This is a genomic window from Leucobacter sp. USCH14 (genome assembly GCF_037619215.1).
Classification (GTDB): domain Bacteria; phylum Actinomycetota; class Actinomycetes; order Actinomycetales; family Microbacteriaceae; genus Leucobacter.
The window spans coordinates 21422-43307 of sequence record NZ_JAQPZP010000009.1; the positions used below are offsets into that span (position 1 = coordinate 21422).

The window sequence follows — 21886 nt, forward strand, 5'->3', positions numbered from 1 at the left end:
GATGCGGGGCCGTGCGCGAGGGCGGCGATCAGCTGATGAAGCCGACCTTGCGGCCGCCTTCTCCGCCGAGCTCGATGTACAGGAGCGCCTCGGTGTTGACGAGGTACTGATGCCCCTTCACATCCGACAGGGTGACGAGTGCGGCATCGTTCGAGATGGCCTCTTCGACGACGCGTCGCACGTCTGCGGCGCTCGAGTCGGTGTCGAACGCGAGCTCGCGGGGCGAATGCTTGATACCGATGCGGATTTCCACGGGGCCTCCTGAAGTCAGTGGCACGGGGCCACGGGTCGAGTCTGTGTCGAGTCTACGGCTGCGGCTCGTCCCGACGCCCGATGGAGACGCGACGTTCGCCAGAAGCGCACGACGGCCGGCGAGGGCGATTGCGGAACCAGCAGTGTCGGCGGTCGTCAGTAGGCTGACGACATGATCCCATTCGACCCGTCTCAACTGCGGGCGCTCGCCCTCGACGTCGACGCGCACGCCCGGGTGCTGGGGGCGCCGGGGAGCGGGAAGACCACCGTGCTCGTCGAGACGTATCGGCGCGCCGTCGGCATCGGCGGGTGGGATGAACAGGATGTGATCGCGCTCGCCCCGAATCGTCTCGCCGCCGCCGACCTCCGCGCGCGCGTCGAGCGGGCGGTCGGGCGGGCGATCGGCGGGACGCCGGTGCGCACCGCGGCGTCGCTCGGCTTCGCGGTGCTCTCGCGGGAGCACGCGCTGATCGGCGCGGACGCTCCGCGCCTCCTCACGGGTACTGTTCAAGACGAGCTCCTCGCCGAGGTGATCTCCGAGGGAAGCGCGACGGCGCTCGCCCGCTCGATCGGCATCGTGCCGGAGGTGCTCGCGACACCCGCCTTCCGCGCCGAGCTCCGTGATCTCTGGCGCGTGCTCGACGACTTCGGTCGCTCACCCCGCGAACTCGCGCAGGAGGTCGAAGCCGCTCGCGCCGCCCGGGCCGCGCGGGCGCAGTCGGAAGGGCCGGGCGCGGAGCTCGTGGAGCGATGGACCGCGGCGCTCGCGCTCGTCGAGGCGGCCGCGGCGCGAGCCTCGACCGAACGGCCGGGGGAGCTGAGTCCGAGCGCGATCCTGCGCGCTGCAAGCGATGCCGTTCGCGAGCACGGTGTGCGCTCCGACGCGCGAGCGGGCGACGGGTTCCCGGTGCCGAGGCTCATTCTCATCGATGATGCTCAGGAGCTGGGCGAGGGGGCTCTGGCGCTGCTGGCCGCGTGCGCTGCGGCCGGGAGCCGGATCCGGGTATTCGGCGACCCCGATATCGCCACCGGGGCCTTCCAGGGTGAGCGCACGGGCATGCTCTCCGGCGTCGTGCGCGAGCTGGCCCGACGCGAACCCGCAACGGCTGCGGCGCTCGCCGAGGTCGCGGGCGAGGGGATCGTCACGCTGGAGGAGGTGCATCGCCACGGCGTCGAGGTCCGCGAGCTCGTGCGCGGTCTGACGCGACGCATCGGCGCTTCGGGGGCGGGCCGGCAGCGCGAGGCGGGGGCCTCGGCGGAGCCGGGGGCGCGGGCTCACGGCGGAGCGCCCGTGCAGTTCGCGCGCGTCGGGTCTTCGGCGGAGCAGCTGGGTGTCATCGCCCACCGCTTCCGCGCCCGGAAACTCGGTCTCGGCGACCGGCGACCGGTCGCGTGGGATCAGATGGCCGTGATCTGCCGCAGCAGGGGAGAAGCCGTGCGCGTCGCTCGAGCCCTCGCCGTGCATCAGGTGCCCACGAACCTCGCCGCCGGGGGAATCGTGCTGCGCGAGCACCGGATCGTGCGGGAACTGGTCCGCATGCTCCAGCACGCGCTGGGAATCCTGCGCCTCACGGCGCAGGACCTCTTGGACCTCGTCGGCGGAGCGACCGGCGGGCTCGACCCCGTGGCGGTCCGACGTCTCCGCGGTGCGCTCGTGCTGCACGAGCGGAGAGCGGCTGCCGCCTCGGAGCGAGACCCGGCGACCGTCGATGACCTCGTACTCGAGGCCGTCGCGTTCCCCGGCGCGACACCGATGATCGACAGTGCCGGAGGGAGAGCGCTTCGCCGGATCGGAATGGTGCTGCAGGCCGCAGAGCGCGTGCACGAGGCCGGAGGCACCCCGCGCGAAACGCTCTGGGCGATCTGGGATGGCACGCGACTCGCTTCGAAGTGGCAGGAGGACGCGCTCTCGGCGAGAGGCGCGCGCGCCGACGAGGCGAGTCGCTCGCTCGACGCCGTGATGGCGCTGTTCTTCGCGCTGCAGCGCCACGAGGAGCAGGACAGCGCTCAGGCGATCGACGAGCTGCTCTGCGATCTGCTCGAGAGCGCGGTACCCGAGGATTCGCTCGCCCGCCGCAGCCAGCGCTCCACGGTCACGGTGACGACGCCCCAGGGCGCCATCGGGCGGGAATTCGACGTTGTGGCGGTGATCGGGGTGCAGGACGGCGCCTGGCCGAATCTGCGTTCGCGCGGGTCGCTCGTCGGTGCGGCGGCCCTCGAGCGCTGGTTGCGCGGAGGAGCGGCGGAGCCGCCGTCCCGACGCGACACCATGCACGACGAGTTGCGGCTCTTCGCGCACAGCTGCGCACGCGCCCGGCATGAACTGCTGGTGGTGGCGGTGGCCGATGAGAACCAGCATCCGAGCGCGTTCTTCGGCCTCGGCCGCGACTACGCTGTTCAGTCGCTCCCGAGCACACGGCTCACGCTGCGCGGGCAGGTCGCCGCAATGCGGCGTCGGGCGGTGCGCGACCCCGCAGACGCAGACGCGATCGGCGCACTCGTGGCGCTCGCGCAGGCGCAGGTGCCCGGAGCCCATCCCGACGAGTGGTACGGCGTCATGCCCCCGAGCACCACGGCGCCCCTCACCGACCTCGACGGCGACGCGGATGCGCGGGTCAGCGTGAGCCCGTCGCAACTCGAACGGGCCGAGAACTGCCCGCTCGACTGGGTCGTCTCGAGCCTCGGAGGCGGTTCGGGCAGTGTGCAGGCGAGCCTCGGAACGCTGCTCCACCACGCTTTCGAAACCGCGACCAGCGCAGACCCCGAGCAGCTCTTCGAGATCGTCAGCGAGGAATGGGGCAAGCTGCCGTTCGCCGCGGAGTGGGAGGCCGAGCGAACGCGGCGACTCGCTCAGGCGATGACGGCGGGGCTCGCGGAGTACCTTCGAGAATTCGAGGGCTCGGATCGCACACTGATCGGCCGGGAAGCGGTGTTCTCGGCGACCATCGACCGCGCCGAGCTGCGGGGGGTCGCAGATCGCCTGGAACAGCGAACGAACCGCGAAGGAGAACGCGAGGTGACCGTACTGGATCTGAAGACGGGGCGCACTCCTCCGAGTCGAACCGCAGCCGAGGAGCACGCGCAATTGCAGGCGTATCAGATCGGCGTGACGCTCGGCGCGTTCGAGGGCCTCGCACCCGCGCCCTCCGAGGAGCTGCCGTCCGAGGTGCTGCCCTCCGCACCACGCGACGAACGGGAAGGGTCGAGGCCGGTCAGCGGCGGAGCGCGACTGCTCTACGTGCATCCCGACGCGGTGAAGGACGCCGCCTTCATCGAGCGGGTGCAGCAGCCGCTCTCGGATGAGATGCGCGAGGCGTTCATAGCCCGGGTGTCGAACATCGCCGGGGTGATGGCGGCCGGAGCCTTCACAGCGCGTGTCGAGCACCACTGCTCCGACCCGCATCAGCCGGGAGCGTGCCGGTTGCACGTCATTCCCGCGGTGAGCCGAGCATGAGCTCGGTGCACGCGGAGTTGGAGCCGAATCGGGTCTTATTCTCGGCGGCGCGCATCGCCGAGATCCTCGCGGTACCGCCCGCGACGCCGCTCACGCCGACGGCGGAGCAGCGAGCGGTGATCGAGCACCCGCTCGGGGGAACGGCGCTCGTCGTCGCGGGCGCCGGGAGCGGGAAGACCGAGACGATGGCGAACCGCGTGGTGTGGCTCGTCGCGAACGGATGGGCCGCGCCGGACGAGGTGCTCGGTCTCACCTTCACGCGCAAGGCCGCCGGCGAGCTGCGCGAACGCATCTCCGGGAGACTCTCCGCGTTCGCCGAACGACTCGGCGATGCCGCTGAGCGCGGCGCGCTCAGCGCGGAGGAGCTGGAGCGCGCGGAGCTCCTGCGAGAGATGCTCTCGGACGGCCTCGAGATTCCCGACGTGAGCACGTACAACGCGTTCGCGGCCGGCGTGCTTCAGGAGTTCGGCATCGCCGCCGGCGTGGCGCCGGGGGCAGCGGTCATCGACACGGCGACAGCATGGCGCATCGCCCGCGAGGTGCTCCTCACGAGCGATGACGCGGGGCTCGTCGAGAGCGCACTGCGCGTACCCGAACTCATCCGGTACGTGCTCGGGCTCGACCACGCGGTCTCCGACCATCTCACCTCCCTCGATCGCGTCGACCGCATCGTCGAGGAGTTCTCCCGGGTGCAGCAGCTGCCCTACAACGAGAAGGAGCTCGGTCGAACTCCGAGCGGCAAGCAGTACGCGCCGGTGCGCGACGCGGTGGCGAGTCTCGCGGAGACGCCGCTCATCACCCGGCTCGCACGAGCGTACGCGCAGGAGAAGCAGCGCCGCGGGGTGATCGAGTTCCCCGACCAGCTCGCCCTGGCGACAGCGGCGCTCGACGCCTCGCCCAGTGCGCGTCGGGTGCTGCGCCAACGCCACCGCGTCGTGCTGCTCGACGAAGTGCAGGACACGTCGGTGGGGCAGACCCGTTTTCTCTCGCGCATCTTCGCCGGTGGCTCGGTGATGGCGGTGGGGGATCCGCATCAGTCGATCTACGGGTGGCGGGGCGCCTCGGCTGAAGGGTTGCAATCGTTCCACGCCGACTTCGCAGCAGTTCGGCAGGCAGGCGCTGGTGAGACACGGGCGCTCGATGCGTCCGGCCGCAGTGCGCGCCGGTCGGACGCATCGGCGGCGACGCTGACGCTGTCGACGAGCTGGCGCAACCCGAGCACCGTTCTGCACGCGGCCAACACGATTGCGGCTCCGCTCACGGCGGAGTCGGCGATCGATGTTCCGCGGCTGTCGCCGCGTCCCGGTGCGCCTGCCGGGAGTGTGGACTGGTGCTATCCCGAGACGGTGCACGAGGAGCGCCTCGCCGTCGCCGAGTGGATGCGCTCCGCCCGCGAGCAGTACCTCGAGGAGCACGACGAGCTCCCCACCGCCGCTGTGATCTTCCGCACCAGGGGCCCCATGGCCGCGTTCGCGGCGGCGCTCGCCGACGCCGGAGTGCCCGTCCGCATCATCGGCCTCGGCGGGCTGCTGACCACGCCGGAGGTGACCGATGTCGTCAGTGCGCTGCGGTGCCTGTGGTACGCCGACGCGGGAGGCGATCTCATCCGCCTGCTCGCCGGCCCGCGCTTCCGCATCGGCGTCGCGGATATCTCGGGACTGCGCGATGCCGCTCGCTGGTTCGGCCAGCGCGATATCGCCCAGCGCCCGCTCTCGCCAGAGGATCGGGCGCCCGACCAGGTGCTCCCGGACCCCGACCGGCAGACCACGTTGATCGACGCGCTCGATCAGATCGCGGGAATGCGCGATCTCGACCACCGCGCTCTGGCGACGATCTCGGCGGTCGGCCGAGAACGCCTGCGTGAGGCCGGACGCATGCTGGCGGGTTTGCGGCGGGGAGTGGGCGGCAGCATCCCCGAGCTCATCGGTGCGACCGTGCAGGCCCTGCGAATCGATATCGAACTCGACGCCAACGAGGCACGTGATCTCGCCGGAAGCTCGGCGGCGCACGCGAACCTCGACGCGTTCACGGACATGGTCGAGGACTACCTGGCCGTCGACACCGACGGTTCGCTGCCCTCGCTGCTCGAATGGATCGAGCGCGCCATGGAGGCGGACGAAGCGGCGGAGCATGTGGCCGAGCCCGCCCCCGGAACGGTGCAGTTGATCACGGCGCACGGCTCGAAGGGGCTCGAATGGGACCTGGTCGCCGTGCCGCGACTCGTGGCCGGAGAATTCCCCGGTCACGCGCGCGCCGGAGCCGGATGGCTGCGTACGGGCCAGCTTCCCGACGAGCTCCGTGGAGACGCAGCCTCCCGTCCGGCCCTGAACTGGCGCATCGCGGAGACGCAGCAGGAACTCCGCGACCGCATCGCCGAGTACCGCGCCGCACTGCAGACACGGCACCAGGAGGAGGAACGGCGCCTGGCCTACGTCGCGATCACGCGGTCGGCCGGACGCCTGCTGCTCAGCGGTTCGTTCTGGGGAGGCCAGACGCGGGCTCGGGTGCCCTCCGTGTTCTTGACCGAGCTCCAGGAAGCCGGAGTGATCGCCGGGCTGCCCGACACGAGCGCGCACGATGCCGACCCGTCGGAGCGGGAGGAACTCACACTCGAATGGCCGCTCGACCCGCTGGGCACTCGATCCGCGGCGGTGCTGCGCGCCGCGGACGAGGTGCGTCGCGCGATCGTCGAGCAGGGATCGGACGAGCAGGGATCGGACGAGCCGCCGACCGAAGCGCCAGGCGCCGAGTCGCTCGACGAGGCCGTGCGCCTGCTGCTCGCAGAGCGCAGTGCCGTTCTGCATGCGGGCGACGAGTCGGGCGAGGACGCAGATCTGCCCGACCGGCTCACCGCTTCGACGTTCCACGAGTTCATCGAGGATCCGGTCGCCGCTGAACGCGCACGCCTGCGGCCCGTGCCGCAACGGCCATTCCGCAGAACGCGGGTGGGCAATCGGTTCCACGAGTGGGTGGAGCGGCGTGCGACGACGGCCCGCGGCACGGAGCTGCCGCTCGCCGGACTCGAGGACGCTCTCCGGGAGAGTGTTTCAGACTCGGCGGAGTCGTCGCGCGAGGATGACGCCTCGGCGGATGCGAGGGAGCTCGCGCCACTGATCGAGCGCTTCGAGCGCTCGAGGTGGGCCGATCTGCAGCCGATCGCCGTCGAGCAGGAGGTGACGCTGCCGTTCGCCGGGCGCACTCTCGTCTGCAAACTCGACGCGGTGTATCGCGTCGGTGATGAGCGGTTCGAGATCGTCGACTGGAAATCCGGTCGCGCGCCCCGGAACGACGCGGAACGGGAATCGAGATTCTTCCAGCTCGACCTCTACCGTCTCGCCTATGCGCAGTGGGCGGGCGTCGAGCCGGATCGCATCGACGTCTCCCTGTTCTACGTCGCCGAGGGCGTGGAACTCTCCGGAGGAACTCCACGCGGTCTCGACGAGCTCGAGGCGATATGGCGGTCGGCCGCAGCGATGCTCAAGGTCGGGGACGGCCCGGCAGGTCCTCGTCGGAGAGCGGTTCCGTGAGCTGCTCGGTGAGATGCTCGGCATCGGCGTCCTCCCCGTCGCTGCCGTTCGCGGCGGCATCCTCCCCGTCCTCGTGCAACGGCTCGATGAAGTCGGTGTCGACACCGAACATGCGATCCTCGTCGAGGGCTTCGAAGGCGGCCGTGTCTGACAGGGCATCGTCGATCTGAGGTGTGCGCTCGAGCAGTGCGATCACCTCCTCGGAGCTGAGCGGGGCGGCGGCCACCGCCTCCGTGAACGCGGATCCGAGCGCGCCGCCGGTTCCCACCATGCGATCGAGCATCGCGACCGCATCATCGATGACGGCCTGGTCGTGCGTCTCGGTGCCGTGGAGCAGCCATCGCGCGACCTCGAGCTCGTGGTAGAGCGCGGCCCGCGCGCGCAGGTGCGAGAGAGACTCGCTGTTCCGAGCCCGAGCGTATCTCGCGATCACGCCGTCGAGCACCTCCGTACCCGCCGCGAGGAGCCAGGCCAGATCGGATGCCGGATCGCCGATGCCGCACTCGGACCATCCGAGCACGGCGGTGATCGAGCCGTCCTCGACCCTGATCGATTCGGCGTCGAGCGAACCGTGCACCATGGTGGGCGCGAAGTCCCAGAGGTCGGGGGTCTCGAGCACATGGGTCCAGCGGCGTCGCACGGTCTCGGGGAGCAGCCGCGTCGCGTCGGCCCGGTCGACGAGCCGCGTCGCCAGCACTCGCAGATCCTGCGCGGAGCGCACGGGAAGGCCGCCGTGCTGGGCGACGGTCAGCGGAAGGTCGTGAATCGCCGCGATCGCCTCGGCGAGGGGTTGGAGCAGGATCGCATCGTCCGTGAGATCGGTCGCCGCGAACCGAGCTCCATCCAGGAACGTGGTGACCACGGCGCGGGTGTCTCCGGCGCGCGTCATCCCGAGGGCGGTCGGAGCGGTGAAGGGGAGTCGGCTTCTCGGGCCCTCCGTGAGCGCGGCGAGACCGAGAAGTTCAGCCGATTGCTGCACCTCGGCCTGCTGCGTGCGTGGCACGCGGACGAGCAGGTCGTCGTCCTCCGTGACGATGACCGCTGACAGGAACCCGTCATCGCTCTCGTGTTCGCGGACTCCGAACACGACCAGCCCCGGCACCGCTGAGGTCGAGAGCGCGGCTAAGGTGAGAGGAATGCTGGCCATGTACTCAGCGTATGCACGCGCGTCGACTCGGTCGATCCGCCACGCGCACCGAGTCGCAGCCCGCCGGCAACTCCAAGCAGCGCCGCGTCCGGGCGCACGCCTCGGTCGCGATTGAACAGGGGAGCGCATGACCTCGAACTCGGCCCGACCACCACTCGCGCGCGGCGCCCTCGACCGCGATGCGGCGACCCGTGCGGACCAGGAGCTGCTGGCCGCAGCGTGGAGCGATCCCGCGACGCGCCTGCTCCGATTGCGGGGCGTCGAGATCCCGGTGATCGCAGATGACGACGGCGTGCGGCTCTCATGGCGACCGGCCCCCGGCGACCCCGATGCGGGAGACGTCTTCCTCGGTCGAATCGACGGCGCTCCCGTTTTCGCGCGGCTTGAGCCGGAGTCGGCGGGCGAGACCCGCGCGCCCCTCGAAACCTGGACGCATCCGTTTCAGGTGGGAGCCCGCCTCACCGAGGCTGAGCGGGAGGCGGTCGGCGTCGCCTCGGCGTTGCTGAGATGGCACGAGGCCGCCGGCTTCTCGTCGCGGGATGGCGAACGCACCGAGCCCATTCTGGGAGGCTGGGCTCGGATCGATGCGCACGGAGCGGAGCACTTCCCGCGCACCGACCCGGCCGTGATCGTGTTGATCGAGCACGAGGACCGCGTGCTCCTCGGCTCCAATGCGCTCTGGGAACCGGGTCGCTTCTCCCTGCTCGCCGGCTTCGTCGAGGCGGGAGAATCGCTCGAGCAGGCGGTGCAGCGAGAAGTGTTCGAGGAGTCCGGGGTGAAGCTGGGGGAGATCACGTACGTGACGTCGCAGCCCTGGCCCTTTCCCCGATCGCTGATGCTCGGCTTCCGGGCGCGCCTTGCGACCGGCGTCGACCCCGAGGCGCTCGTTCCCGACCCGACGGAGATCTCGGAGCTCCGGTGGTTCACGCGAGAGGAACTCCGCGACCCCGATGACGGACTGACTCTTCCCATGCCGCTGTCGATCGCGCGGTGGATGATCGACTGTTGGGTAGCGGAGGGCGGCTCCCGCACGGACGACACGCGCGGGGCGTCGTGAGCGAGCGCGTCGACACGATTCTCGATGCGCTCGACCCGGAACAGCGGGAGATCGCGGAGAGCCTGCGCGGGCCGGTCGCGGTGCTCGCAGGTGCCGGAACGGGGAAGACCCGCGCCATCACGCATCGAATCGCGTACGGTGTGCGGACCGGGGTGTACGACCCGGGTCGCGTACTCGCGGTGACCTTCACGCGGAAGGCCGCGGGTGAGCTGCAGGGGCGCTTGCGGGCGCTCGGCGCTGACGGCGTTCGCGCGCAGACGTTTCACGGGTCGGCGCTTGCGCAGCTGAACCATTTCTGGCCGCACGTGGTGGGCGGCCCGGCGCCCAAGATGCTCCCCGGCAAGGTCGCGGCGCTCTCGCAGGCCGTCGAGTCGCTCGGGCTGCGCCTCGGAGGCGAGGCGCTGCGCGATGCGGCAGCGGAGATCGAATGGCGCAAGACGCGCATGCTGAGCATCGACGCCTACGCGGCTCAGGTGGCGACGCGTCCCGTTCCGCAGGGCCTCACCCCGGAGCGTTTGATCGACCTGCACCGTGCCTACACCGCGCTGCTCGAGGAACGACGCCAGATCGATTTCGAGGACGTGCTCGTGCTGATGACGGGCATGCTGGAGACCGAGCCCAGCGTTGCGCTCCAGGTGCGCGAGCGCTACCGGTTCTTCACCGTCGACGAGTACCAGGACGTCTCGCCGTTGCAGCATGCGCTGCTGCGCATGTGGCTGGGGGATCGCGATGATCTCTGCGTGGTCGGAGATGCGAGCCAGACGATCTACTCGTTCGCCGGCGCGTCGAGTTCGTACTTGCTGCGATTCGGTGCCGAGTATCCGCGCGCACGCGAGATTCGGTTGGAGCGCAATTACCGTTCCAAGGAGCCGGTGGTGCGCATCTCCAACCGGCTCATGCGGGATCGGCCCGGCGCCCTGACGCTTCGAGCGGCGCGCGAGGACTCGAGTGCGGCGTCGGAGTCGGCGCCGACGTTCGAGTGGTTCGCGTCCGACCACGATGAGGCGACTGCCGTCGCGGACTCGGTCGCGGCCGCCGTCCGCGCCGGCACTCCGGCATCGGAGATCGCGATCCTGTACCGCACGAATGCGCAATCGGCGCGGTTCGAGGAGGCGCTTCGGCAGCGCGGTGTCAGCGCCCGCGTGCATGGCGCTCAGCGGTTCTTCGAACGCGCCGACGTGCGGCAGGCGGTGATGCTCATTCGCGGTGAGGCGAAGGTCGCCGATACCCGTCCGCTCTTCCAGATCGTCAGCGACGTGCTGCGAGCCGGAGGATGGTCGGCGAAGGCGCCGGAGGGCGCCGCTCAGCGCGAGAAATGGGAGGCGCTCGGCGCGCTGCTCGGCCTCGTCGACGAGATGCCGCCGGGAACGGGGATCCGGGAGTTCAGCGAGGAGCTCCTGGCGCGCCAGCGCATGCAGCACGAACCCACGCTCGAGGCGGTGACGCTGAGCGCGATTCACGCGGCGAAGGGTCTCGAGTGGTCGATGGTGCACGTCGTGGGCCTGAGCGAGGGCCTGCTGCCGATCATGCACGCCACCGACGAGGCGGCCATCGACGAAGAGCGTCGTCTGTGCTACGTGGCGTTCACCCGGGCGAAGGACACCCTCAGGTTGTCGGGGGTGTCCGGTGGCGGTCGCTCCGCGCGCCAACCCTCGCGGTTCATCAGTGAAGCGGGAATGGTCGCCGCCGGGCGCTGATCATTCCGGGTCGGCGGGTCCGCTTCCGCAGCAGCACTCCTCGTGCGGCTCGACGAGTTCGACGCGCGGAGCTTCAACGGCGAGAGCAGGGGAATCGGGGAGCACGATGCGGGTGCGGTGCGCGTCGGGGTCGCCGGCGCGCCACGCGCTGATGAATCTGGCGGCGTGGGCCGCAGCGAGTACCGCGGTCTCCGGCCGTTCGCTCGCAACCGTCGCGCCTGCGAGCTGAGCCGCGAGCGCCGCGGTCGCGCCGTCCTGCTGGATGCGTACGAGCGACACGCAGGTGTGGCAGGGCCGCCCGTGCCGCGCAACGATCGGTCCTACGTGCACCGCGCCGTCGGTGAACCTGATGAGCAGGTGCGGCAGCCCGTCGATCAACCAGCGCTGCGCGCGTTCCAGTGGCTCCCAGTACCGTTCGACGTACACGACGAGGTCGATCTCAGCCGGGCCGTCGGTCGCTCCCTCGCCGATGAACCGGCAGTGCCCGGTCGTGCGGAGTGCGTGCATCAATGCCGGGACCGGCCGACCGCCGTCGCAGATCGTCGCGGTGAGCATCGATGTCTCCCCAGGGGGCCCTGCGGTGGTCGCCGCGAGCAGCGCCGGCCGGAGCTGTGCGAACGTCTCGCGCGCTTCGGTGAGCGTCGCACCCACTCGGCGTGCTTCATGGAGGAGACGTTCGGCGTCCACTCCCCGCCGGAGCGCGCCGACGAACCGCTGCATCCCCGCGGTCGGGTCGACGACTCGGGCGATGGGGCGCTCGAACCCGACCCGCAGTGTGTCGGGATCCTCCCAGCAGATCGGGAACGCAGGGTCGAGTCGGGTCAGTACTGGGTCCATAGCAGCAGTGTGGGCGCACTGCGGCTCTGATCCGCGCATTTCACAGGAGTTCGCTCGAGCGCGGCTTGCCCGTGCGGTTCGAGTGGGTGTGAGCGGAGCTATCGCTGGAGGCGACGCCGATCACGCGCCGGCGCGCACGTCAGTCGCGTCCGTCGCCGCGATCCTCATCGTGCGGCGGCAACTCTCCGTCGAGCAACTGGGCGAGCGCCACATCGAACTCGTCGCTCTCGGCGTCCGCCGCGACACCCGCCAGCCCCAAGCGCTCGAGCAGGCGGGCGGGGTGATCCAGTTCCTCCGAGGACGGCAGCAGATCCGGATGGCCCCAGAGTCCATCGCGAGTCGTCGTGTCGCTCCGCTCTCCGACGAGTCGCCACAGAGCGGCCGCTTCACGGAGACGGCGCGGTCGGAGTTCGAGGCCCGCGAGTGCTGCGAACGCGTGCTCCGCGGGGCCCCCGGTCGCGCGTCGTCGCCGCACCATCTCGGCGACCGCGTCGGCGCCGGGAATGCGCTTGGCCGCGTCCGCGGTCACGACATCCACCCACCCCTCGATCAGTGCGAGCATCGTCTCGAGTCGCCCGTGAGCGGCCTCCTGCGCCTCCGTCTTCGGAGGGATCAGTGCTCCGTTCGAGATGATCTCCTGGATCTGCTCCGGGTGCTGCGGATCGATGTCCCTGGCGAGCTCCTCAATGCGCCCGGTATCGATGCTGATGCCCCGCGCGTAGTCTCCGATCGCGGTCAGGAGGTGCAGGCGGAGCCACTTGGAGTGCCGGAAGAGTCGCGCGTGCGCGAGCTCCCTGATGGCGAGATAGAGGGTCACGGTCTCGGGATCCTGGTCGAGGCCCTCGGCGAAGGCCGCGACGCCCGCCGGGAGCAGCGCCCCGCCCTCGCGGCCCGCGCCCGACAGCAGCGGGATTCCGATATCGCCGGCCGAGACCACCTCGCCGGAGAGGCGCCCGACGATGGTCCCGAGCTGCACCGCGAAGAGCGCGCCCCCGACGCTCCGCAGCATCGGGGTGGCTCCCTGGAGCGCCGAACCGAGCTCCTCGGGCATCTGGCTCTCCAGTGCGTTCATGAGTGCGCGCGTGATGGATTCCGCGACGGGCTCCGCGAGTCCGACCCAGGTGTCGATCGACTGCTGCACCCATTCGATCCGCGAGAGCGTTCGCGGTGCGTCTGGAGTCGGGCCGAGCTCGGTGGCCTCGTCGAGCCACAGTGCAGCCACGGGGAAGGCCCTGAGTGCAGCGGCCGGATCACCCGAGCCGGAGTCTCCGCTCGCGACCTCGATCGCGGTCTTCCGAGCGACCGACCAGTCGATCTCGGCGGAAGGATTCTGCATGGCCCCCTGGAGGGTGCCGAACAGGGCGTGGAGCGCCTGCGGGTCGACGTTGATGCCGGCAGCCTTCGCGAACTGCTCGGGATCGAATCCGTTGGCCGGGGCGCCGCCATTGCCCGACAGCATGTCGCGCAGGATGCGCTGCAGCTCTTCGAAATCGCCGCCGGAATCGGGGCGCTCAGCGCCGTCGTGGTCGTTCGCGCTCATTGCCGCTCCTTCGTCATCGCTTCATCGACAACGCTACGGCACGGTGCTCAGATGCGCCTGCTAGATTGACCGACGCTCGGCGATTCCCATTGCGCCGACTGCGAACAGACGCGGGGCGCACGAGGAGTGAATTGGGTCAGCACATCGGCGGTACCGGACCATTCGGCGAACTGCCCGAGGAAGGGCGCCCGGCGAACCGGCGCAGGCTCTGGATCGCCGGCGCCATCGCGGTCCCCGTGCTGCTCGCCGGCGCGATCCCGTCGCCCTACGTCGTCGAACGCCCGGGGCCCGTCGTCGACGCGCTCGGCGAGGTGACGGTCGACGATCAGGCCGAGCCGGTGGTCTCCTTCCCGGAAGCGAAGACGTACCCGACGAGCGGCACGCTGAATCTGCTCACGGTGCAGATCCTGGGAAGCCCCGACCAGCGCAGGAGCTGGCTCTCGCTCCTTCCCGCCATCTTCGACCCCTCGCAGCGCATCGCTCCGCTGACCGACTTCTTCCGCGAGGGGGAGACGTCGGACGACCGCGACGCCCAGAACACCGCGCTCATGGCCAGCTCTCAGACGACTGCGGCCGCAGCCGCGTTCCGCCAGATCGGCGCCGATGTCGGCGTCGTGCTCACAGTGGCCGAGGTCGCGGACGGAAGCGCGGCCGATGGAGTTCTGCAGCCGGGCGATCGATTGGTCACCCTCGACGGCGACGCGATCGAGAGCTTCGCGATGCTCCGGGAGGGCACGATCGCCGCCGGCGAGAGCGGTCAGCTGCGGCTCGGGATCGAACGCGACGGCGAAGCGCGCGACGTGGAGCTCTCCCCGACGATCCCCGAAGGGGGCGACGAGCCCCTGATCGGCGCGACCGTCGCCACCGACTTCGAGCTTCCGAGCGAGGTCGATTTCTCACTCGAGGACATCGGCGGTCCGAGCGCGGGCATGGTCTTCTCGCTCGCGATGTACGACCGGCTCACCCCGGGGGAGCTGCTCGACGGAATCACGGTCAGCGGCACGGGGACGATGACGGATACGGGCGAGGTGGGGCCCATCGGCGGGCTCGAGCAGAAGATGTGGGCCGCATCGCGCGCGGAGAGCGATCTCTTCCTGATGCCTCTCGGCAACTGCGCGGATGTGCCCGACCGGGTTCCCGACGGATTGCGCGTCGCTCCGGTGGCATCGCTCGCCGAGGCGATCGATGCGGTCTCGGCAGCCGCCTCGGGGAGCTCCCCGGCAGGGCTGGAGCGCTGCGGCGCCGAGGTGGCGGCGCGAACCGGAACGCCGTAACCGGATACGACCCCCGGGTTTTACCAGCGCGGCCCGGTAGGGTGAAGTGACCCACCCCGCCCAGCACCCCCGCGTGCCCACTGGACAGGAAAGTGAACGAAGACGTGACCGACCCGAACCCCCCGGCTCAGGCCACCCGTCAGCGCCGGCTCTCGCCGCTTGCAATCACCATCGTGCTGGTGGTGATCCTGATCCTCGGCTTCCTCGCCGTCGCAGCCGTGCTGACCGAGGTGCTGTGGTACCGCCAGACCGGTTATCTGCCGGTGCTCACCACGCAGTGGCTCGCCGCGGGTGCGATGTTCCTGATCGGATTCGTGGGCATCGCCGTGCCCGTGTTCTTCGCGATCGACATCGCGTACCGCAAGCGCCCCGTCTACGCCCGCCTCACGGCGCAGCTCGATCGCTATCAGGAGCTCTTCGAGCCGCTGCGCCGACTGGTCAAATGGGGGCTTCCCACTGTCGTCGGGCTCTTCGGCGGTTTCAGCACCGCCGCGCAGTGGCAGAACGTGCTGCTCTGGATCAACGGGGAGCGCACAGGGGAGACCGACGCTCAGTTCGGCCTCGACATCTCGTTCTTCCTGTTCGACCTGCCCATGCTGCAGGGCATCGTGGCGTACGCGTCGGCCGCGACGCTCCTGGCGCTCATCGCCGGCGTCGCCACCAGCTACCTCTACGGCGGCATCGCCTTCTCGGGGCGCGACGTGCGCGTGTCGAAGTCGACGCGCATCCAAGCCGCCGTGCTGGCCACGCTGTATCTCGTGCTGCAGGCTGCGAGCCTCTGGCTCGATCAGTACCGCACGCTGACCGGCACCTCCGGCATCCGCACGGGTGCCATGTTCTCCGACGTCAACGCGGTGATTCCGGGCAAGCAGATTCTCGCCGGAATCGCGATCATCGTCGCCGTCCTCTTCATCGTGACGGCCTTCACCGGCAAGTGGCGCCTACCGGTGATCGGCACAGCGCTCCTCATCGCGTCGAGCCTCGTTCTGGGCGTTGGATATCCCTGGGCGATTCAGCAGTTCCAGGTCGGTCCCGATGAGAAGAGCCTGGAGGCCGAGTACATCGAGCGGAACATCGCCGCGACGCGCGCCGCATACGGCATCGAGGACGTCGAGAAGGAGCAGTACGACGCGGCCACCGATGCCGAGCCGGGCGCTCTGCGCAACGACGCGACGACCACGGCGAACATCCGCATCATCGATCCCGAGATCGTGTCGCCGACGTTCGCGCAGCTCGAGCAGATCCGTCAGTACTACCAGTTCCCGGGCTCGTTGAACGTCGACCGGTACGAGATCGACGGACAGGTCGAGGACACCGTGTCGGCGGTGCGCGACATCAACATCGAGGAGCAGACCGGCTGGTACAACCGCACGCTCGTGTACACGCACGGCTACGGCCTCGTGGCCGCATTCGGCAACCAGCGCTCGCCCGGCGGGGAGCCCGTCTTCCTGGAGAACGGCATCCCGACGAGCGGCAAGCTCGGCACCTTCGAACCGCGGATCTACTTCGGCATGGATTCGCCCGAGTACTCCATCGTCGGCGGCGAGCGCTCCAAGGCGATCGAACTCGACTTCCCCGCGGATGCCGAGAGCACCGCGGAGGCCTCCGCTGAGAACGCGGACGACGCTCAGCCCGCTGAGCCCGAGACTGAAGCACCCGCCGATGGCGAGGAGTCGGAGACCGAGCAGGCCGTCGAGGGCGAGGAGACCGCCGAAGACGGCGGTCGTCAGAACATGACGACGTTCTCGGGCGACGGGGGGCCGGTGCTCGACAACATCTTCACGAAGCTCATCTACGCCCTGAAGTTCCAGGACATGGAGGTGCTGCTCTCGGGTGCCGTCGTGGACGGCTCGCAGATTCTGTACGACCGAAACCCGGTGGACCGCGTGCAGAAGGTCGCGCCGTACCTCACCATCGACAAGGCGCCGTACGCGTCGGTCGTGGATGGGCGCGTCGTGTGGATCGTCGACGGGTACACCACCTCCGACGACTACCCGTACTCCGAGGCTTCGGACATGAACGCACTCACCGTGGATGCCGACGCCTCCGAGCGCGACCCGCTCGGCAAGCCGATCAATTACATTCGCAACTCCGTCAAGGCGACGGTCGACGCGTACGACGGCACGGTCTCCCTGTACGCCTGGGATACCGAGGATCCGCTGCTCAAGTCCTGGAGCAAGATCTTCCCGGACACCCTGAAGGATGTCTCGGAGATGAGCGGCGATCTGCTCAGTCACGTCCGGTACCCGAGCGATCTCTTCAAGGTGCAGCGCGCGATGCTCGGCGAGTACCACGTGACGAACTCCGACGCCTTCTACTCGGCCGAGGACAAGTGGCGCACGCCGGACGACCCGGTGTCGACTGCTACAGCGGGCGCGGCGAAACTCGCTCAGCCGCCGTACTACCTCACACTCGCAGCCGGAGCCGATGCGGACCCCAACTACTCGATCTACTCGACGTACATCCCGGACCAGTCCGGTGAGGGATCGCGAGACATTCTGACCGGCTATCTCGCGGCGAACTCGAACGCGGGTTCGGAGGACGGGACGATCTCCGAGGACTACGGGAAGCTCAAACTGCTGACTCTGCCGAAGGGCGACCCCATCCCCGGGCCGGGCCAGGTGCAGAACGGCTTCACCACGGATTCGAACGTCTCGAACCTGTTGAACATCCTGCGCCAGGGTGAGAGCCAGGTGATCAGCGGCAACCTGCTGACGCTGCCGGTCGGCGGCGGTCTGCTCTACGTGCAGCCCGTGTACGTGCAGGCGAAATCGGGCACGAGCTTCCCGATCCTGCAGAAGGTGCTCGTCGCGTTCGGCGACCAGATCGCGTTCGAGGACACGCTCGACGAAGCCCTGGACGCTCTCTTCGGAGGGAACTCGGGTGCCGACGCAGGCGATACCGGCACGACACCGACCACGGAGGATCCCGAGACGGGCGACACCGAGAACGGTGACACGGAAGCGGGCGACGCGGGCTCCGGCTCCGGCGCGACCGGGACCTTGAGAGAGACCCTCACGGAGATGCAGGACGCGCTCGAGGCGCGGGACGCGGCGATGCAGGATGGCGACTGGGCGGCCTACGGCGAGGCCGACGAGCGCCTGAAGCAGGCGATCGAGGCGGCGCTCGCCGCCGAGTAGCCCGCGAGTACGAGCAGAGAGCGGTCCGGAGCGACACGAGTCGTTCCGGACCGCTCTGCGTATGCGGCCTCATTCGGCGCAATGATCGCCGCTCACACGGCGTGCGAAGAGCCTGCTCCGCGCGAGTACCACGAGGCTGAGGAATGCACAAAGGCCCGTGATCTGGAAGAGATTCCTGATCACGGGCCTGTTCTCGTTGCGGGGGCGGGATTTGAACCCACGACCTCCGGGTTATGAGCCCGGCGAGCTACCGAACTGCTCCACCCCGCGGCACAAGACTTCACTCTAGCACGACTCGAGGAGGCGAGCAAGGTCGGCCGCTGGCGGGCCTGTGGAGAGCGTCCGCACGGACGATGCGATCCACGGGACGATCGCTGCACGCCGCGCCCCGCCGCAGGGCCGGCTGCACGCACGCGCGGTCTCGAAAGGAGTTGGCATGACCATGATCAATCGGCCGAGAGGGCGGCGGTGGCGCAGAGGCGCTTCCGGGGGACGAGGGAGGCGCTCGAAACTCTCCGCCGTGCTCAGCGGGCTCGTCGTCGGAGCGCTCGCTCTGAGCGCCTCGATCCTCTTCTCCCCGTCACCGGCGCAGGCACTGGCTCGCGGAGAGCAGGTGTCGTTCCCCGGCGGCCTGATCATCTCGAACTTCGTGCTGCCCAACGGGAAGCGGGCGTACTGCATCGAGGTGGGGCGTCATGAACCGTCGGGGTACGTCGCCTCACTCGGCCGGCTCTCGTACCTGCCCGGGATGACCGGGATGTTTCCCTCGTGGGGCGACGAGCACGGGATGCGGCAGATGAACTACCTGATGGACCGGCACGGGCAGACGGGTGACGCGTGGACGGCTGCTGCCGTGCAGCTGACCATTTGGCGGATGCGCGAGAACTTCCAACCGGGAAATACAGCGCTCGACCAGAAGATCGGTGTGCTGATGAGCTCGGACCGCGGGAAGGCGCTCATCGTGGAATCGGATCGCTTGTACGCCGACGCCAAAGCCAACGCGAAGCCGCCGGTCGCCCCGAAGGGCGTCACCGATTCCCTGGAGGTCACGCCCGATGCAGCGGGAACTCCTGGTCGGTACCGAGTGGCGTATCCGAAGGGCACGACGTCGCTGAGCGTCGACGGGGGCGTGTTCGTGCGCAACGACTCCGCATCGATCACCGTACCGAGCACTGAGGCGTCTGCACGGTATGTGCAGGCGAACCCGGGGGTTCGTCGCATTACGGTTTCGGGAACCTGGGAATCCTTCGGCACGCGAGGTTGGAACGCAGTACTCGACGTTCACAACACTGCGACCTCGACGGGGGAGAGCGGGCAGCGAATCGCCGTGACGACCGGAAGCTCCACGATCGGCGACCTGGGAGGTCGCTTCTCCGGTGTGCGCCAAGACGTTCCGCCGCCACCGGGGCCGCCGACCGCCTCCTCGCAAGCGCAACCCGACGCGACGGTCGGCGGGACGATGTCAGACCGGCTCATCGTCTCGGAGACCCCGGATACGACACTCGAGATGTGGCCGAACGCGGTAGCCGACTTCACCGCCTATCTCGAGCCGACCGCAGGTGCTCAGAAGTTCGACGAGCACTGGAATCCGGTGCTCGGCGATCCGTACGAAGCGCAGGTCGAGGATCCGAGGACGGGCGCCCTGATGTGGGAGGAGTGGTGGACGAACGCCGCAGGCGAACCGCTCCTCGACGGCGACGGCAACCGGATCCCGGTCGCCGATGAGCACGGAGCACCGACCTCGGGCATCGCTGCGGACGGCACCCCGTACCCGGTGCCCGAGCTCGCAGCGGACGGCACCCCCAAGCTCGACGATGCGGGGCGGCCCAAGACGCTGCGGGTGCGTGAGCCGGTGATGGAGGAGCGGCGCGATCCGCAGACCTGGACCGAGGCGGAATTGCAGGCGCTCTCCGACGACGAGCGCTGCCTCGCACAACCGGTGTTTCATGCCGAGGCGATTCCGGTACCAGGGCCGGGCGAGTACTCCTCACCCGAGACGCAGGTCACATCCGGCGGCACGATTCATTGGGTCGAGCGCGTGGTGTCGCAGGGCAAGACCGTTCACGAGGGAACATGCGGGCTTGCGAACGAAACGACGAGGATCGACCAGCCCGCCGTCGTGACTCAGGCTCTGCCGGAGGCGGTGCTCGGCGACGAACTCTACGATGTGGCCACAATCTCGGGGAAGCTCGCCGAGGGGGCGAAGTACTCCGTGCGGTTCGAGGCGTATCGGGCTCCTGAACCCGACATCGGAAGCGGCGATGAGCCCGGGAACGGGGGCGCAGTCGATCCGGCCTGCACGGCCGAGAACATCATCTTCCGATCCGAAGCGGTACCCGTCGAGGGGCTCGGCGAGGTTCGGTCGCCGGGGTTCACCGCACGCCCGGAGCACGGAACCACCATCTGGTGGGTGGAGACTCTGGTGCTCGACACCCCGGAGGGGCCCCGCACGCTGCACCGCGGCGAGTGTGGTCTTGCCAACGAGACGACGACTGTGGGGCGTCCCGCAGTCGAGACCCTCGCGATGGAGACCGCTCCCGTCGGCGCCGAGATCTCCGATACGGCGATCGTCTCGGGTGCTCTTGCGGAGAACGACGGGGCGCGGTGGGAGCTGACCTTCGCCGGGTACCGTGCGGAGAACGCGACGTCGGGCGCCCGCGCGGGGCAGCCCGTGTGCTCGAAGTCGAACCGCGTGTTCGAGACCGAGGCCATAGCAGTCACCGGCCCCGGTGAAATCGCATCGCCGAGTATCGTCGCGCAACCGGACTGGGCGGGTGCGCTCTGGTGGGTCGAGACGCTCTGGCTCATTCAGGGAGACACGAGGGTTGCGATGCACACCGGCGAGTGCGGCATCGCCACTGAGACCACGGCCATCACGGTGCCGGAGGTGGCTACGGACGCGGTGGCATTCGCCGCCGTCGGAGACCGCATCAGTGACGCGGCGACGATCACCGGCCCTCTCGCTCAGCGAGAGGGACTCGAACACCGCATCGTGTTCCGCGGGTACCGCGGCGACGCTTCGGCCACCGGGACCGACGCCGCTCGGTGCTCCGAGGACAATCTGCTGTTCACCTCGGACCCCGTAACGGTGCACGAAGCGGGTACGGTGCGATCGCCGGAGGTCACTGCACTTCCGGAGTACGGCGACACGATCTGGTGGGTGGAAACGCTGTCCCAGTGGGAGAACGACGTCGAACGGGAACTGCACCGCGGTGCCTGCGGGATCCCCGGCGAAACGACCACGGTGCAGGGCCCGACCGTTCGCACCGAATCCGCAGGCTCCGTCGAGGTGGGGCAGGCGATGTTCGACACGGCCTTCGTCACTGGGCCGATGAGCGAACGGGACGATGTCGAGTTCCGGGTGCGCTTCGCCGCGTACGGACGAGACTCGAACGGGGAGCTCGAGTGCACACCGGAGACGGAACTGCCGGAGCTCAGCGACCCGGAGGGGGTGGCCGTGAACGGCCCCGGGAAGTACCAATCGAAGCGGGTCGTCACGCGCCCCGAACACGTGGGCCTCGGAGGATTCGTCGAAACGCTCGTCATGATAGAGGCCGGTTCGGAGTACGTGGTCGCACAGGGAGCCTGCGGCGCTCCTGGTGAGAACTTCGAGATCCGTCCGGTCGGCGCTCCCGCGCTTGCCACCACGGGGAAGGGTGCGCCGGTCGCATGGCTCGCCGGAGGAGGTGTGCTCCTGCTCCTGGGCTCGGGCGCGGTGATCTGGGGGCTGCGCAGACGACGCGTCGCACCCACCGTTTTCCGCGAATGCCGGGACATGGTCTCGTGAGGCTGAGCCACGCACGGCACTGACCGCGGCGTGCGGCTCCTTCGGCGACATCGCTCGCCGGAGGAGCTGCACGCCCGCTCGTTGAAATAGGGGCGGGCGTGCGGCGAACGCGCGTCGGCCCGCCATGTGCAGATGCTCTGCAGGTGCTCCAAGCGAAATTCATAGGAAGGATCG

Annotated in this window: 11 protein-coding genes and 1 tRNA gene; 7 read left to right on the forward strand and 5 right to left on the reverse strand. The window is 69.4% G+C overall.

From position 1 onward, the window contains the following. Positions 1–28: 28 nt before the first annotated feature. Positions 29–253, reverse strand: coding sequence for a DUF3107 domain-containing protein (locus PQI23_RS10005; protein WP_339974108.1), 225 nt, complete (start codon positions 251–253; stop codon positions 29–31). 171 nt (positions 254–424) lie between these two features. Between PQI23_RS10005 and PQI23_RS10010 the strand changes: the two genes are divergently transcribed. After that, positions 425–3706 (forward strand): PD-(D/E)XK nuclease family protein, encoded by a 3282-nt coding sequence (locus PQI23_RS10010; RefSeq protein ID WP_339974110.1) that lies wholly within the window; start codon positions 425–427, stop codon positions 3704–3706. Then, a complete protein-coding gene (locus PQI23_RS10015; protein WP_339974112.1) occupies positions 3703–7233 on the forward strand; it encodes an ATP-dependent helicase in 3531 nt (1176 codons plus the stop codon). Before PQI23_RS10010 ends, PQI23_RS10015 begins: the two co-directional genes overlap by 4 nt. Here the strand turns inward: PQI23_RS10015 and PQI23_RS10020 are convergent. Then, on the reverse strand, positions 7184–8380 hold the full coding sequence (locus PQI23_RS10020; protein WP_339974113.1) for a phosphotransferase: 1197 nt from the start codon (positions 8378–8380) through the stop codon (positions 7184–7186). The two genes, PQI23_RS10015 and PQI23_RS10020, sit on opposite strands and share 50 nt — an antisense overlap. Before the next feature lie 127 nt (positions 8381–8507). Here PQI23_RS10020 and nudC point away from each other — a divergent pair, with 127 nt between their 5' ends. Then, positions 8508–9437: an NAD(+) diphosphatase gene (gene nudC / locus PQI23_RS10025; RefSeq protein ID WP_339974115.1), complete on the forward strand. Its 930-nt coding sequence runs from the start codon at positions 8508–8510 to the stop codon at positions 9435–9437. Next, entirely contained in the window at positions 9434–11134 is a 1701-nt protein-coding gene (locus tag PQI23_RS10030) for an ATP-dependent helicase (RefSeq protein WP_339974117.1), read from the forward strand. Before nudC ends, PQI23_RS10030 begins: the two co-directional genes overlap by 4 nt. Here PQI23_RS10030 and PQI23_RS10035 read toward each other — a convergent pair whose 3' ends face one another. After that, positions 11135–11971 (reverse strand): hypothetical protein, encoded by an 837-nt coding sequence (locus tag PQI23_RS10035; protein WP_339974119.1) that lies wholly within the window; start codon positions 11969–11971, stop codon positions 11135–11137. A gap of 139 nt (positions 11972–12110) precedes the next feature. Continuing rightward, entirely contained in the window at positions 12111–13511 is a 1401-nt protein-coding gene (locus PQI23_RS10040; protein ID WP_339974121.1) for a zinc-dependent metalloprotease, read from the reverse strand. Positions 13512–13642: 131 nt separating this feature from the next. Here PQI23_RS10040 and PQI23_RS10045 point away from each other — a divergent pair, with 131 nt between their 5' ends. Further along, positions 13643–14785, forward strand: a complete 1143-nt coding sequence (locus PQI23_RS10045; protein ID WP_339974123.1) for a YlbL family protein — start codon at positions 13643–13645, stop codon at positions 14783–14785. A 104-nt stretch (positions 14786–14889) separates the two neighbouring features. Then, on the forward strand, positions 14890–17925 hold the full coding sequence (locus PQI23_RS10050; protein ID WP_339974125.1) for a UPF0182 family protein: 3036 nt from the start codon (positions 14890–14892) through the stop codon (positions 17923–17925). A 196-nt stretch (positions 17926–18121) separates the two neighbouring features. Here the strand turns inward: PQI23_RS10050 and PQI23_RS10055 are convergent. Then, a tRNA-Met gene (locus PQI23_RS10055) sits at positions 18122–18195 on the reverse strand. Positions 18196–18361: 166 nt separating this feature from the next. On the opposite strand from PQI23_RS10055, the gene PQI23_RS10060 reads away from it, so the two are divergent. After that, the gene (locus PQI23_RS10060; RefSeq protein WP_339974127.1) at positions 18362–21712 is read left to right on the forward strand and encodes a hypothetical protein; all 3351 of its coding nucleotides are present in this window, start codon (positions 18362–18364) and stop codon (positions 21710–21712) included. The last annotated feature ends 174 nt before the right edge of the window (positions 21713–21886 follow it).